The following is a 13,409-nucleotide window of genomic DNA, read 5'->3' on the forward strand; positions in this document are numbered from 1 at the left end:
TTGCCGCCGCGCCGCAGCCCCGCACTGCGCGATCCACGCCGTGCCACACCAGGCTCAACACCACCCCACCACGCTCACCGCCTCCGCAACCCCGCGTCCAGCAGCGACGGTGGCGCGTCGTGCTTCTCGTGCGCGGCCAGGTCGACGCCCGGCGCGACGATCGCATCGATGGCATCCAGTAGATCAGCGCCCAACACCGTGTCCGCCGCCGCCAGTTGGGAGCGCAGGTGGTCGATGGTGCGTGGGCCGATCAGCGCCGTAGTCACGGCCGGGTGTGCGGTGACGAAACCCAGGGCCAGTTGGATCATGGTCAGCCCCGCCTCGTCGGCGAGGGCGGCCAGTTGCTCGACGGCCTCCATCTTGGCTCGGTTGGCGGGCACCGTGAGGTCGTAGCGGTCCTGCATGAAAGTCGAACGGCTGGTGGTGATCTCGCGGCCAGCGCGGATCGCACCCGACAACCAGCCCGAGGCCAACGGGCTCCACACCAGCGCGCCGAGCCCGTACTGTTCGGTCACCGGCAGGACGTGCGCTTCGGCGCCGCGTTGCAGGATCGAATAGGGCGGCTGTTCGGTGACGTAGCGGCCGAGGCGGTGCTCGCGGGCCGCCCATTGGGCCTCGACGATGCGGTAGGCGGGGAAGGTGGAGGAGCCGAAGTAGCGGATCTTGCCGGCGCGCTGGAGGTCGGTCAGCGCCGACAGCGTCTCCTCGTCGCTGGTGCTCGGATCCCAGCGGTGCACCTGGTACAGGTCGACGTGGTCGACCCCGAGCCGGCGCAGGCTGTCGTCGAGCGCCTGGACCAGCCAGCGGCGCGAGCTGCCCCGATGATTGCGCTCCTCGCCCATCGGAATCCCGGCCTTGGTGGCCAGCACGATGTCGTCACGGCGACCGGCGATGGCCCGGCCGACCAGCTCCTCCGATTCGCCCTGGCCGTACATGTCGGCGGTGTCGATGAGGTTGATCCCGGCTTCCAGGGCGGCGTCGACGATCGCGGTGGCTTCGTCCTGGCCGGTGCGGCCGATGCTGCCGAAATTCATCGCGCCGAGCCCCAGCGTGCTGACCTGCACTCCGGTTCGGCCCAAGCTGCGGTACTGCATAGCTATTCCTCTCGAAGGCGCACCGAGGGTGCGTGGGTGGATTCGACTCGCCCGCTCTGGCATCCTGAACAAGCGGAACGATGTTCCGATATCCAACATACGGAACAATGTTCCACTTGCCAACCGGAGCGACGAAAGAGAGCGGTGCCGTGCCCGAAACCGGCAGCAGATCGCAGACCCCGCGCAAGCGGGCCGATGCGCGACGCAATGAGCAGACCTTGCTCGACGCCGCCGCGGCGGCTTTCGTCGCCTCGGGCGTCGACGTGCCCGTGCGCGATATCGCGGCACGGGCCGGGGTCGGCGTCGGCACGATCTACCGGCATTTCCCGACCCGGGCCGATCTGATCGTCGCGGTCTACCGCCACCAGGTCGAGGCCTGCGCCGAGGCCGGACCGACCCTGCTGGCCACCATCGCTTCACCGCACGCGGCACTCGGGCGCTGGATCAATCTGTTCGTGGATTTCCTGGTCACCAAGCACGGTTTGGCGGAGGCGTTGCAGTCCGATGACACCGCTTTCCAGACACTGCACGCCTACTTCCTCGACCGCCTGGTCCCGGTGTGCGCCCAACTGCTCGATGCCGCCGCCGAAGCCGGTGAGATCGCCGGCGACATCGAGGCCTTCGAACTGATGCGCGGCGTCGGCAATCTCTGCATCGGCGCGGGCGGTGATCCACGCTACGACGCACGCAGGCTGGCGGGGCTGCTCATCGCGGGGCTGCGGCGCAACTAGTTGCAGGCCCGGCCCAGCGGCCGGAGTGCCGAGCCGAGCATGACCGAAGTTGCGAGTGAACCAGCCCCACGCGCCGCCGACAGCACCACCTAACCGGAACATGACTCCACAAGTGCGGCCCGATACCAGCCAGCGCCGACACCCCGAATCTGTCGGTCCCCGCAGGTAGCCTGTGACCCGTGCCCGAACTACCGGAAGTGGAGGCGCTGGCGCAGTTTCTGCGGGAACACGCGGTCGGCGCGGTGGTCGGGCGCGTGGACGTGGCGGCGCTGAGCGCGGTCAAGACCTTCGACCCGCCGGTGACGGCGCTGTCCGGTCGCGATGTCACGGGCGCGGGCCGGTGGGGCAAGTTCCTCGGCATGGACTGCGGCGGCCTATGGCTGATCACCCACATCTCGCGCGGCGGATGGCTGCGCTGGTCCGACAATCCCAGCGCGACCCCACCCAAACCGGGCAAGGGCCCGCTGGCCCTGCGGGTGCATTTCTTCACTCCCGAGGGCGCCACACCCGCCTTCGACCTCACCGAAGCGGGTACCAAGAAACGGCTCGCGGTCTACATCGTCGACGACCCGCACCAGGTCCCCGGCATCAGCCGGCTGGGCCCCGACGCGCTCGAGGTCACCGAAGACCAGTTCGCCGAAATCCTCGGCGGCAGCACCCAGCGGATCAAGACCGCGCTGGTGGAGCAGTCGCTGCTGGCGGGCATCGGCAACGCCTACTCCGACGAGATCCTGCACACTGCCCGCATCTCGCCGTTCGCCACCGCGAAATCGCTGTCCGCGGACAAGGTCTCGGAACTCTACGAGGCCATGCGCACCGTGCTGCTGGATGCCGTGCAACGCTCCGTCGGCCAGGACGCGGCCCGGCTCAAGGGCGAAAAGCGTTCGGGGATGCGGGTACACGCGCGCACCGGCCTACCGTGCCCGGTCTGCGGCGACACGGTGCGGGAGGTGTCGTTCGCCGAGCGCTCCTTCCAGTACTGCCCTACCTGTCAGACCGGCGGCAAGATCCTCGCCGACCGGCGCATGTCGCGGTTGCTCAAATAGCCGCTTATCCGAGGTCCACTTCGCGCTGCTGCACCAATCGCGGCATCCGCACGCCCTCCCAGGCCAGTCGCCGCGCCCGCTCCGGATCGTGTTCGACCCGGCTCGGCGCATCGATGATCAAGGTGCTGCGGCGCTTCTCGGTATAGGCCGGCCAGGACGGCAGCGGCGCGCCGGTATGCGCGAAACGCAGCCAGTTGTCCTGGAACTGCCTGGTCACCGACACCAGGCCGCGCCGACCGCCGGCTGCGGTGAGGGCCCGGCCGAACGGGCTGTCGGCGACGCCGAACACCGGGATGAGGTCAGTGGCGTGGGTGGCGCCGATCCCGGCCAGCCGCAGCGCGCGGGGCGCGTAGTCGTAGCGGTAGGCGTAGGTCGGGGCGTACTTGCTGTGCCCGGCCATCACCTCGACCGACGGCCGCCAGAACACGAAATCGCCGCCGGCGCGGATGGCCGACTTCGGGGCCGGATAACCGGGATAGGCGGCGCGCACCCTGGCCTCGGCCTCGGGGTTGTCGATGGCGGCGTGCAACCGCTGGGGCGTGGTCGGCAGCGCATAGTCGGCGAACTTGGCAAACAGGGTGCCCTCGTTGTTGCAGGTGCCGATGATCAGCGGCACGCGGTGGGCGTTGCCCTCGGCGATGGCGTCGATCGGCGCCTGCGGCAGCAGCGTCCCGTCGACGACGGGGGCGGCGGCGAAGAATCCGGGCCGCTCCTGCAACGACGCCCGCATCGCCCGCGCGAAGGCGCGATGGATGTCGTAGGGGTCGGCGTCCGAGAGCGCCCGCAGCGCGGTCTCTGGTGTCGCGCCGAGCGCCTCCACACATCGGCGGGCGATGAGGCGGGCATCATCGGCGGTCAGCGCCCAGTCGGCGGGCGCGCTCTGTGCGATGGCCTGATGGAACAGCCCCGCCGCCGACGGCGTGGCCAGCAGGCTGAGCACCGCGTGCGCACCGGCCGACTCGCCGAAGATCGTCACATTGCCGGGATCGCCGCCGAAGGCCGCGATATTCGTTCGTACCCATTCCAGCGCCGCGATCTGATCTCGCAGGCCCAGGTTGGAGTCGAAGGGCCGCTCGTCGCCGGCGAACTCACCGAAGTCGGCGTAACCGAACGCGCCGAGCCGGTAATTCAGCGACACCACGATCACCTCACCGCCCACGGCCAGCCGCGCGCCGGAGTAGAGGCTGAGCGCCGAGGTGCCGAACAGGTAGCCGCCGCCGTGGATGAAGACCATGACCGGCAGCGGCGTGCTGCCACGCGAGACCGGCGCGGTGACGTTGAGCGTCAGCGCGTCCTCGCTGGTGGGCTGATAGCTGCGCGCGCCGAGCTGGGCGCCGCTGCGATGCTGCATGGCGGCATTGGCGAACTCGGTGGCCTGGCGGACCCCGGTCCACGGCTGCACCGGGCGCGGGGCCCGGAAACGCAGCTCACCCACCGGCGCTGCCGCATAGGGAATCGACCGCCAGCGCACTACCCGGCGGCCCCGGCGACCACGGACAACACCGTCCGCGGTCGTGACATCTGTCGACGCGACCATTTACCGATGGTAACGACAACTGGCAGTCTGCCAACAGAAGTAAACCGATATTCGCAGGCGAGTGCCTCGAATCGCCCACCGGATCCGCCCTGGTGCGCAACACTGAACCCGTGCTCGGACGAAGCCACGGAGGTGGCTCAGGCCACATTCCCGAATTCGCGCCCATCCCGCCGCACGCCCACGGCGAACTCCCTGTCGTGCGGGCGAGGAGGCCATCATGACCAGAGATCCGGGTTTCATCCCGTTCGTCGGGCCCGTCCTCCCCGATGACCTGAGCGAGGCACCGGCGTGCCCGGCCCGGCACGGCAACGGGGAGGTCCGGCGCCGGCTCGACGGCCTGCTGAAGTCGACCGCGGCCGGCGACCGGGAGGCGTTCACCCATTTCTATCGCGAGACCAGCCCGCGTGTATTCGGCCTGGCGCTGCGCGTGCTGCGCAGTCCGACGGCGGCCGAAGAGACCACCCAGGAGGTGTTTCTGCAGGTCTGGTCGTCGGCCGAACGCTACGATCCGGCGCTGTCGAGCCCGATCGGCTGGCTGATGATGATCACCCACCGCCGCGCGGTGGACCGAGTGCGCAGCGAGAGCTCCGCCGCCGGCCGCGACGCCGTCTACGGGCACACCCATCTGGGCCGCGATCACGACATCGTCGCCGAGACGGTCGGGCAGCGGATGGACGAGCAGGCCGTGCGCGATTGCCTCGACACGCTGACGGCCACACAGCGTGAAGCCCTGGCCCTCGCCTACTACAGTGGCCGAACCTACCGGGAGGTAGCCGACCATCTCGCATCCCCGCTGCCGACCATCAAAAGCCGCATCCGGGACGGGTTGAAGCGCCTCCAGGACTGCCTGACCGGAGTTACCCCCTGATGACCGACGCGCCGACCGACCATCCCGACGATCACGACCTACTCGATCTCGCCCACGCCTACGCCCTCGACGCGGTCTCCGACGCCGAACGCGCGAGCATCGAACACCGCCTGCGCGTCTGCGACCCGGAAACCCGGCGCGCCTTCGACCAGATCGTGGGCGAGGTCCGCGAAGCGATGGGCGCCCTGTCGGTGCTCGATGCGAAGGCGCCGCCGCAAGAACTCGATGCGCGAATCCTCGAGGCGATCGCCGAACGCGACGCTGCCCGCCACGACCGACCCGGTCGCCCCGGCCACACCGGACCTGCCGCGGTCGAGCCGCCCGGCGCAGCCGGTACCAATGGCACAGATCAGCCCGGCTCCGATCCCGCCGACTCGGGTCGCGACGGTATCGCGGCGCGCGGGGACGACCAGCCCGCGAGCGACGCCGGCGACCCCGATACCGACCAACTCGCCGCCGCCCGTGCCCGCCGGCGCAAGCACCTGCGCTGGGCCGCGGCGGCCGCCGCGATCGCCGTCGTCGTCGCGATCGGCGCCGCCGTGCTCGGCCAGCGCGGCGAGGAGCAGGCACCGGCCCGCATGGTCACCGCCGACCAGGTGTTGCAACAACCCGATGCACGCATCGCGACCAGCCCGGTCAGCACCGGCGGCACCCTCATCGCGCACATCTCCGACGAGCTGGGAGCCGTGGCGATCACCTTCGATGCGGTGCCCCAGCCTCCAGACGGCTACGCCCATCAGCTGTGGTTGATCGGCGCCGAGGGCGTACCCCGATCGGCCGGTGTGCTGAGCGGACAGCCCACACCCGAGGCCCCGTACGTCACCGAGTTCACCGCCTCGGATCAGCTAGCTATGACAGTCGAACCCACCGGCGGCTCCCCCGGCCCGACCACCGATCCGATCGCGGCGCTCCCGCTGTCCTGAACCGAGCCGGCGCCTGACCGTGTGCGCGTGCTGTGGCGCGGCGGTCGAGATCGCATTCGGTCCGTCCGCTGTTCCCAGGAGAGTTCGGCCGCCTGGGGCACGCGACGTCTCGCTGATCCGGTCGCCAGGCGGCCGCAAACCTGAGCTGTCTCCACACCGCTCGGCCGACCTCATGGCCCCGGCATCCGGGAGAAGTGGCATGCGCCGCCCGCTTCAGGCCCGCCATGCCTCCAGCAGCCGCAACCAGAACTCGCTGACCGCTGGAAACGCCGGTACCGCATGCCACAGCGTGTCCAAGGGCACCTGGCCGACCACGGCGATGGTCGCGGCGTGCAACTGCTCGCCGACCTCCGGGCCGACGAAGGTGGCGCCGAGCAGGGTGCCTGCGCCGGTGTCGATGACGAGCTTGGCACGGCCCGCGTAATCGTCGCGCGACAGTGCCGATCCGGCGACGGCGATATCGAGTTCGACCGTGTCGACGGCGTGACCGGCCTTGCGGGCGGCCTCTTCGGTGAGCCCGACCGAGGCCAGTTCGGGGGCGGTGAAGACGACCTGCGGGACCTGCGTGTGGTCGGCGGTGGCGGCGTAGCGCGGGCCGGTCAGCGGGCGGTTCTCGGCGCGGGCCGCGATGACGTCACCGCAGACGCGGGCCTGGTACTTGCCCATGTGGGTCAGCGCGGCGCGGTGGTTCACATCGCCGACGGCGTACAGCCAGGGCAGGCCGGGCACCGTCAAATGGTCATCCACCTCGACGTAGCCGGGCTTCAATCCGACCGATTCCAGCCCGAGGTCCTCGGTGGCGGGTGTGCGGCCGGCCGCCACCACGATCTCGTCGGCTTCGAGGTCGGTCTCGCCGTTGCCGTCGCGCACGGTCACCGTCACCGGGCCGCCGTGGACCCAGCCCTCGCCGGACTCGTCGACCTGCGGCCGCGCGATCCGCACCGGCTCGGTGCCGAACCGGATGCGGACACCGCGTTCGGTCAGGGCCTCGGCGATCCGGTCACGGGCGAATGGCTCGACCCGGCCGAGCAGCGAATCGCCACGCACCACCATGGTGACCACCGATCCGAGCGCGGCCAGCCAGGTGGCGGCCTCGCAAGCGACGACCCCGCCGCCGACGATCAGCGTCCGACGCGGCACCTCGACCAGGTTGGTGACATCGCGCGAGGTCCACGGCCGCGCCGCCCGCAGACCGGGCACATCGGGAACATTGGCCTTGGTGCCCGTCGCCAGCACCACCGCGTGCCGAGCGCGCAAGGTCCGGCCGTCGACCTCCACCAGCCACTCACCGGCCAGCCGTCCCGCACCGCGCACCACGTCGATGCCGTTGTCGTGCGCCCAGTCGGCCTGGGAGGAGTCGTCGTGGTTGTGCACGAATTCGTCGCGGCGGCGCAGCACCGCGGCGACATCGAGGCCGTCGGCGCGCACCCCGGGCATGGCACGGGCGCCGCCGAGCACATGTCCCGGCCGCAGCAGCGCCTTGCTCGGGATACACGCCCAATAGGAGCATTCGCCGCCCACGAGTTCGCGCTCGACGATGGCGGCGCTGCGGTCGCTACCGGCGATGGCATAGGAGGCGGCGTTCTCCCCCGCCGGTCCGCCGCCGATGACGATGACGTCGTATTCGGTGGTCTGCACGGGGCGCTACTGGAGGTAGCCCTCGACCTGCCTGAGCGAGCTGACCTGCGTAGTGTCCGGTGATTCACCCGCGTCGATGCGGGCCCGGCGCTGCCGCAGCAGATCCCAGCACTGGTCGAGCATCACCTCGAGTTCGGCCAGCCGCTGCCGTTCCGCTTTCGGATCCAGCTCACCGCTCGTGGCCTGCGACCGCAGCTTGTGCTCCTGCTCGACCAATTCCTTGATACGCCCCAGGATGTCCTGTTCGGTCATAGTGCCCACTGTACGGACCGGGCGCGCCGATCAGGGGGATTCGCCGTCGGTTGTCTCGGGTCCGCGCAAGAGATAGGTGTCCATGATCCAGCCCTTCTCGGCGCGCAGCCGCTGCCTGCGTTCGGCGATCTCGGCGCCGACCTCGGCCACCGACCCCGCGACGAGCACCTGGTCGGGCATGCCGAGGTAGGCGCCCCACCAGATCCGGGTTTCGCCGGGCAGTTCGGTGAACGCGCAGTCCCCGTCGAGCATGACGACCGTCGAACCGGTGCCGAGCCCCTCCTCCCGCAGCCGGCGTCCGGTGGTGATGTGCACCGGTTCGCCGATGCGGTGCAGCACGGTCCGGTGCCCTGCAGCCAGGGCCTGCACACTCGTGACGCCCGGGATCACCGCGTAGTCGAAGCTGATCGTTTCGCGCGCGAGCACCCGCTCGACCATCCGCAGGGTGCTGTCGTACAGCGACGGATCGCCCCAGACCAGGATCGCGCCGACGCCGTCGACCTGCGCGAATTCCTGCTCCAGCAGCAGCGAGCGGCGTTCGTGCCAGTCGGCGACCACCTCGCGGTAGTCCGCGCCGTCCATCGGAGTGCGGGTGCGCGGCGGATCGGCGATCTCGACGATCCGGTACGGGTGATCCATGTGCTCGGCGAGGATGGTGGTGCGCACATCGACCAGTTCCTGTTTCTCGGCGCCCTTGCCGATCACGAAGAACACCTCGGCTTCGCGCATGGCCTTGATGGCCTGCACCGTCACCTGGTCCGGATCGCCGGCGCCGATGCCGATCACATACAGCTTCCGCATAGGGCGAGCCTATGGGGCCGCCGCGCGGGCGCCGACGCCGCCGGGGGTCGGCGCCGTGCGGCCCGGCTGGAAGTAAGGTCGAGGGCGTGACCACCCCAGACACCCAGTACGAACAGTTGCTCCGTCAGGTGCTCACCTCCGGGACGCCGAAATCCGACCGCACCGGCACCGGCACCCGCAGCGTCTTCGGCCATCAACTGCGCTACGACCTGTCGGCCGGATTCCCGCTGATCACCACCAAGCGCGTGCATCTGAAGTCGATCGTCTATGAATTGCTGTGGTTCCTGCGCGGCGATTCCAATGTGGGCTGGCTGCGCGAACACGGCGTCACGATCTGGGACGAATGGGCCGCACCGGACGGTGAGCTCGGCCCCGTCTACGGCGTGCAGTGGCGATCCTGGCCCACCCCGGACGGCGGTCACATCGACCAGATCTCCCAGGTGCTGCGCACACTGCGCGAGGATCCGGATTCGCGGCGGATGATCGTGTCGGCGTGGAATGTGGCCGAGCTGGACAAGATGGCGCTGGCACCGTGCCATGCGTTCTTCCAGTTCTACGTGGCCGACGGCAAGCTATCGTGCCAGCTGTATCAGCGCAGCGCCGATCTGTTCCTCGGGGTGCCGTTCAATATCGCCAGCTACGCGCTGCTGACCCAGATGGTGGCCCAGCAGACCGGGCTGGAGCCGGGCGATTTCATCTGGACCGGCGGAGATTGCCACATCTACGACAATCACGTCGAGCAGGTCACCGAACAGCTGACCCGCGAGCCGTACCCGTTCCCCACGCTGAAGCTGCGCAAGGCGGCGTCGCTGTTCGACTACAGCTACGACGACATCGAGATCGTCGACTACCGGCATCACCCGGCGATCAAGGCCCCGGTGGCCGTGTGAGTTCGGCACGCGTCATCGGCCTGATCTGGGCCCAGACCCCCGACGGGGTGATCGGCGTCGACAACCGCATCCCCTGGCGGGTGCCCGAGGACATGGCCAACTTCAAACAGGTCACCCTCGGCCATCCGGTGGTGATGGGCAGGCGCACCTGGGATTCGCTGCCGCCGCGCTTCCGTCCGCTGACCGGGCGCCGCAATATCGTGGTGACCAGGCAACCGGACTGGGCCGCCGAGGGCGCCGAACGCAGCGCCTCGCTACCGGAGGCGCTCGAGCTGACCGCGCCCGATGACGTCTGGATCATGGGCGGCGGCGAAATCTATCGCGCCGCAATGGAATACGCCACCGAACTGCTCGTCACCGAAATCGACCTGGACGTGGCGGGTGACGCCTTCGCCCCCACCATCGACTCGCACTGGCAGACCGACGCCGACACGCCGTGGCAGCAGTCCAGTGCGGGACCGCGGTACCGGATCCGCAGATTCATCCGACGCCGCTGAATACCGCCCCGCCGCCCCGGCCCGAACGCGCAACCGGCGCAAAACGCCCGAGCGCCGGTGACCGGTCGGGCATACTCAGCGATATCGGCCCCGAACACCAGCCCTGTTCCGGGTGTGATCTGCGAAAGGCAGTCCATGGACAAGAAATCGCTGACCGCGGTCGCTCGCCAGCAACTCAAACTGGCCGCCACCGCCACGAGCGGCCGGAGCTCGCAAACGATCTACGGCGGCCACGCGCAAACCCTGCGCCAGACCGTCGTCGGACTCACCGCGGGCCAGAGCCTGGCCGAACACGACAACTTCGGCGATGCCACCTTGCTGGTGCTGAGCGGCACCCTGACCTTGATCAGCGGCGCCAACGAATGGAAGGGCTCGGCGGGCGATCTGCTCGTGGTCCCCAAGGCCCGGCACAGCGTCAAAGCGGTCGACGACGTGGCCTTTCTGCTGACCGTCGCGAAATAGCGCGCCGACGTAGGTGAGGCTTACGAAACAGCAACGCGCGGCCCATGTTCCGGGTGAGAACTGACACGCCCTGGCCGATTCCCTGGGGTCAGCACGCTCGCAGCTACTAGGCTTGTCGATCATGGGTGAGCCGCAGCCGATCCTCCAACCGCTCACACCGTCCGCGATCTTCCTCGTCGCCACCATCGACGAGGGCGGCGAAGCGGCGGTGCGCGACCTGCTCGCCGATCTGGCGGGCCTGCGCCGTTCGGTGGGGTTCCGGCTGCCCGGCGCGGGCCTCACCTGCGTCGCCGGGATCGGCTCGACGGCATGGGACCGGCTGTTCTCCGGGCCGCGCCCCGCCGAGCTGCACGAGTTCCCCGGGTTCGCCGGTCCCCGGCATCAGGCCCCGGCTACCCCGGGTGATCTGCTGTTCCACATCCGCGCCGAAGTGCACGACGCCTGCTTCGAGCTGGCCATGGCGATCGGCAAGCGGCTCGAGGGCGCGGCCACCATCGTCGACGAGACCACCGGCTTCCGGTATTTCGAACAGCGCGATCTGCTCGGCTTCGTCGACGGCACCGAGAACCCCGAGGGCGCCCTCGCCGATTCCCCGGCCGGGCGGGTCGCGCTGGTTGGCGACGAGGACCCCGATTTCACCTGCGGCAGCTACGTCATCGTGCAGAAATACGTGCACAAGATGAGCGAATGGGCGGCAACCTCGGTCGAGGAGCAGGAACGCGTCATCGGACGCACCAAGCTCGACGATTTCGAACTGCCCGACGAAGTGAAGCCGGCAGACTCGCACGTCGCGGTGAACACCATCGTCGACCCGGACGGCACCGAACGGCAGATCCTGCGGGCCAACATGCCCTTCGGCAGCATCCGCGACAACGAGATGGGCACCTATTTCGTCGGCTATTCGGCTACGCCGAGCGTCACCGAACAGATGCTGATCCGGATGTTCCTCGGCTCCGACAAGGCCGCCTACGACCGGATCCTGGACTTCTCCACCGCCGTCACCGGTGGCCTGTTCTTCGTTCCCGCCCAAGACTTCCTCGACGATCTGCCCGACCCACCCGGGGCATCACCGGCAGACGACGCCACCCCCGCCGCACCTGCCGCAGACGGCTCTCTCGGTATCGGCACGTTGAAAAGGAGCAGTTAACTCATGAACAACCTGCATCGTGAACTCGCGCCGATCACCTCCGAGGCCTGGTCGGCGATCGAGGAAGAGGCCACCCGCACCTTCAAGCGGCATATCGCGGGCCGCCGCGTGGTCGACCTGTCCGGTCCACACGGCACGGCCTACTCCGCGGTCGGCCTCGGCCGCACCGCCCCCATCACCGCCCCCGACGACGGTGTGCAGGCCCGCCAGCGCCTGGTCGCGCCGCTGGTGGAGCTGCGCGTGCCGTTCACGCTCTCGCGCGAGGAACTCGACAACGTCGAGCGCGGCGCCCAGGACGCCGACCTGGATCCGGTCAAGGATGCCGCCAAGCGCATCGCCTGGGCCGAGGATCGTGCGATCTTCGAGGGCTATCCGGCCGCGAACATCACCGGCATCCGGGCCAGCGCCTCGAACGCGCCGGTCGCGGTGCCCAGCGATCCTCGGCTGGTGCCGGAGGCGGTGGCGCAGGCGCTGAGCGAGCTGCGGCTGGCCGGTGTGGACGGCCCCTATTCGGTGCTGCTGAGCGCCGACCTCTACACCGCCGTCAGCGAGACCTCCGACCACGGCCACCCCATCCGCACCCACATCGAGCGCCTCATCCCCGAGGGCGAGATCATCTGGGCGCCCGCCATCGACGGTGCGTTCGTGCTCACCACCCGCGGCGGCGACTTCGATCTCCAGATCGGCCAGGACCTCTCGATCGGTTACCTGAGCCACGAGGCGGAATCGGTGCAACTGTACTTCCAGCAGAGCCTGACCTTCCTGGTCTACACCGCCGAGGCGGCCGTCGCGCTGCAAGCCTGAGCCGTCTACTGGTGGCGACGTCCGCGCCGCGGCAGTATGGTCCTGACCAGCCTGTCGCGGTAGCGGATGGAGACGAGATGACGTTGGTGCACGCGGGCGTGGTGCCCACCAAGCGCGCGATGATCTACGGCGTGCTCGGTATCGCCGTCACCGTCGCGCTGTGCCTGGGCACCATCGCCGCGTTCGGAATGAATCGCGTGTTCACCGGGTTGCTCGCCGGTGCGATCGCGGGCGTGGCGGTGCTCGTCGCGCTGTTCACCCGCGACGCCGTCGTGCTCACCGAAGGCGCCATCTACCGCCGCACGCCGTGGGCCGAGACCAGCATCGACTGGGATCGCGTGGTCGCGGGCCGGTTCACCCTCGACGAGCGCGCCCGCTGGTCCCTGGCACTGGACCTGACCGGCGGGGACGAAGAGCACGGCGAACTCGTGCTGCTGTCGATCCCGCCGGTGAGCGGACCGGTGTCGAGCGCCTACGACATGCGCAAACGGGAACAGGTCGATCAGATCCGGAACATGCTGCGCCGCAAGAAGATCCCGGTAATGGTGTTGCCGGAGATCGCGGGGGCGTTGCACGAGCATTGGAATATCGCGCCGCCTACGCACTGAGGGAAGGGTTGCGGCCGTGTGCGGTGCGCCGGTGGCCGAGGCATTCGATCACCGTGCAGCCGAGCCGCCGGGTGGCCGAGTCGCTGGGTGGCCGAGTCGCTGGGTGGCCGG

The 13,409-nt window shown here is 69.4% G+C and carries 15 protein-coding genes; 10 read left to right on the forward strand and 5 right to left on the reverse strand.

What is annotated here, in order from left to right; translation table 11 throughout:
- Positions 1-74: 74 nt before the first annotated feature.
- Entirely contained in the window at positions 75-1,094 is a 1,020-nt protein-coding gene (locus NOCYR_RS23855) for an aldo/keto reductase (protein ID WP_014352981.1), read from the reverse strand.
- Between the two features lie 149 nt (positions 1,095-1,243).
- On the opposite strand from NOCYR_RS23855, the gene NOCYR_RS23860 reads away from it, so the two are divergent.
- Positions 1,244-1,825: a TetR/AcrR family transcriptional regulator gene (locus NOCYR_RS23860; RefSeq protein WP_048833655.1), complete on the forward strand. Its 582-nt coding sequence runs from the start codon at positions 1,244-1,246 to the stop codon at positions 1,823-1,825.
- Between the two features lie 179 nt (positions 1,826-2,004).
- The gene (locus tag NOCYR_RS23865; RefSeq protein WP_014352983.1) at positions 2,005-2,871 is read left to right on the forward strand and encodes an Fpg/Nei family DNA glycosylase; all 867 of its coding nucleotides are present in this window, start codon (positions 2,005-2,007) and stop codon (positions 2,869-2,871) included.
- A 4-nt stretch (positions 2,872-2,875) separates the two neighbouring features.
- Here the strand turns inward: NOCYR_RS23865 and NOCYR_RS23870 are convergent, their stop codons facing one another.
- Positions 2,876-4,408 (reverse strand): carboxylesterase/lipase family protein, encoded by a 1,533-nt coding sequence (locus tag NOCYR_RS23870; protein WP_048833656.1) that lies wholly within the window; start codon positions 4,406-4,408, stop codon positions 2,876-2,878.
- A 217-nt stretch (positions 4,409-4,625) separates the two neighbouring features.
- Between NOCYR_RS23870 and sigK the strand changes: the two genes are divergently transcribed.
- Together sigK and NOCYR_RS23880 are read left to right on the forward strand one after the other, a co-directional pair.
- Positions 4,626-5,276 carry an ECF RNA polymerase sigma factor SigK gene (gene sigK, locus NOCYR_RS23875; RefSeq protein WP_014352985.1) on the forward strand — a complete coding sequence of 217 codons (651 nt, stop codon included), beginning with the start codon at positions 4,626-4,628 and terminating at the stop codon, positions 5,274-5,276.
- Positions 5,276-6,199 (forward strand): anti-sigma factor, encoded by a 924-nt coding sequence (locus NOCYR_RS23880; protein WP_014352986.1) that lies wholly within the window; start codon positions 5,276-5,278, stop codon positions 6,197-6,199. Before sigK ends, NOCYR_RS23880 begins: the two co-directional genes overlap by 1 nt.
- 213 nt (positions 6,200-6,412) lie before the next feature.
- On the opposite strand, the gene NOCYR_RS23885 is transcribed toward NOCYR_RS23880, so the two are convergent.
- From NOCYR_RS23885 to cobF, 3 genes are read right to left on the reverse strand one after another with little or no spacing between them, the layout of a single operon-like run.
- Positions 6,413-7,837 carry a dihydrolipoyl dehydrogenase family protein gene (locus tag NOCYR_RS23885; protein ID WP_014352987.1) on the reverse strand — a complete coding sequence of 475 codons (1,425 nt, stop codon included), beginning with the start codon at positions 7,835-7,837 and terminating at the stop codon, positions 6,413-6,415.
- A gap of 6 nt (positions 7,838-7,843) precedes the next feature.
- Positions 7,844-8,089: a DUF2630 family protein gene (locus NOCYR_RS23890; protein WP_014352988.1), complete on the reverse strand. Its 246-nt coding sequence runs from the start codon at positions 8,087-8,089 to the stop codon at positions 7,844-7,846.
- A 30-nt stretch (positions 8,090-8,119) separates the two neighbouring features.
- Positions 8,120-8,890, reverse strand: a complete 771-nt coding sequence (cobF, locus tag NOCYR_RS23895; RefSeq protein WP_014352989.1) for a precorrin-6A synthase (deacetylating) — start codon at positions 8,888-8,890, stop codon at positions 8,120-8,122.
- A gap of 86 nt (positions 8,891-8,976) precedes the next feature.
- On the opposite strand from cobF, the gene NOCYR_RS23900 reads away from it, so the two are divergent.
- The 6 genes from NOCYR_RS23900 to NOCYR_RS23925 all read left to right on the forward strand — a co-directional run bounded on the left by NOCYR_RS23900 (position 8,977) and on the right by NOCYR_RS23925 (position 13,298).
- Positions 8,977-9,780 (forward strand): thymidylate synthase, encoded by an 804-nt coding sequence (locus tag NOCYR_RS23900; protein ID WP_014352990.1) that lies wholly within the window; start codon positions 8,977-8,979, stop codon positions 9,778-9,780.
- Positions 9,777-10,277 (forward strand): dihydrofolate reductase, encoded by a 501-nt coding sequence (locus NOCYR_RS23905; protein WP_014352991.1) that lies wholly within the window; start codon positions 9,777-9,779, stop codon positions 10,275-10,277. Before NOCYR_RS23900 ends, NOCYR_RS23905 begins: the two co-directional genes overlap by 4 nt.
- Before the next feature lie 135 nt (positions 10,278-10,412).
- Positions 10,413-10,739: a cupin domain-containing protein gene (locus NOCYR_RS23910; RefSeq protein WP_014352992.1), complete on the forward strand. Its 327-nt coding sequence runs from the start codon at positions 10,413-10,415 to the stop codon at positions 10,737-10,739.
- Between the two features lie 121 nt (positions 10,740-10,860).
- Entirely contained in the window at positions 10,861-11,886 is a 1,026-nt protein-coding gene (locus NOCYR_RS23915) for a Dyp-type peroxidase (protein WP_014352993.1), read from the forward strand.
- A gap of 3 nt (positions 11,887-11,889) precedes the next feature.
- Positions 11,890-12,690 carry a family 1 encapsulin nanocompartment shell protein gene (locus NOCYR_RS23920; protein ID WP_014352994.1) on the forward strand — a complete coding sequence of 267 codons (801 nt, stop codon included), beginning with the start codon at positions 11,890-11,892 and terminating at the stop codon, positions 12,688-12,690.
- Positions 12,691-12,767: 77 nt separating this feature from the next.
- Positions 12,768-13,298, forward strand: coding sequence for a hypothetical protein (locus NOCYR_RS23925; protein ID WP_014352995.1), 531 nt, complete (start codon positions 12,768-12,770; stop codon positions 13,296-13,298).
- Positions 13,299-13,409 lie beyond the last annotated feature (111 nt).

Source organism: Nocardia cyriacigeorgica GUH-2 (genome assembly GCF_000284035.1).
Classification (GTDB): Bacteria; Actinomycetota; Actinomycetes; order Mycobacteriales; family Mycobacteriaceae; genus Nocardia; species Nocardia cyriacigeorgica_B.

Coding starts and splice junctions, on each gene's coding strand:
- NOCYR_RS23855 (WP_014352981.1), bottom strand. CDS start 1,094: ATGCAGTACCGCAGCTTGGGCCGAACCGGAGTGCAGGTCAGCACGCTG.
- NOCYR_RS23870 (WP_048833656.1), bottom strand. CDS start 4,408: ATGGTCGCGTCGACAGATGTCACGACCGCGGACGGTGTTGTCCGTGGT.
- sigK (WP_014352985.1), top strand. CDS start 4,626: ATGACCAGAGATCCGGGTTTCATCCCGTTCGTCGGGCCCGTCCTCCCC.
- NOCYR_RS23880 (WP_014352986.1), top strand. CDS start 5,276: ATGACCGACGCGCCGACCGACCATCCCGACGATCACGACCTACTCGAT.
- NOCYR_RS23890 (WP_014352988.1), bottom strand. CDS start 8,089: ATGACCGAACAGGACATCCTGGGGCGTATCAAGGAATTGGTCGAGCAG.
- cobF (WP_014352989.1), bottom strand. CDS start 8,890: ATGCGGAAGCTGTATGTGATCGGCATCGGCGCCGGCGATCCGGACCAG.
- NOCYR_RS23910 (WP_014352992.1), top strand. CDS start 10,413: ATGGACAAGAAATCGCTGACCGCGGTCGCTCGCCAGCAACTCAAACTG.
- NOCYR_RS23915 (WP_014352993.1), top strand. CDS start 10,861: ATGGGTGAGCCGCAGCCGATCCTCCAACCGCTCACACCGTCCGCGATC.
- NOCYR_RS23920 (WP_014352994.1), top strand. CDS start 11,890: ATGAACAACCTGCATCGTGAACTCGCGCCGATCACCTCCGAGGCCTGG.
- NOCYR_RS23925 (WP_014352995.1), top strand. CDS start 12,768: ATGACGTTGGTGCACGCGGGCGTGGTGCCCACCAAGCGCGCGATGATC.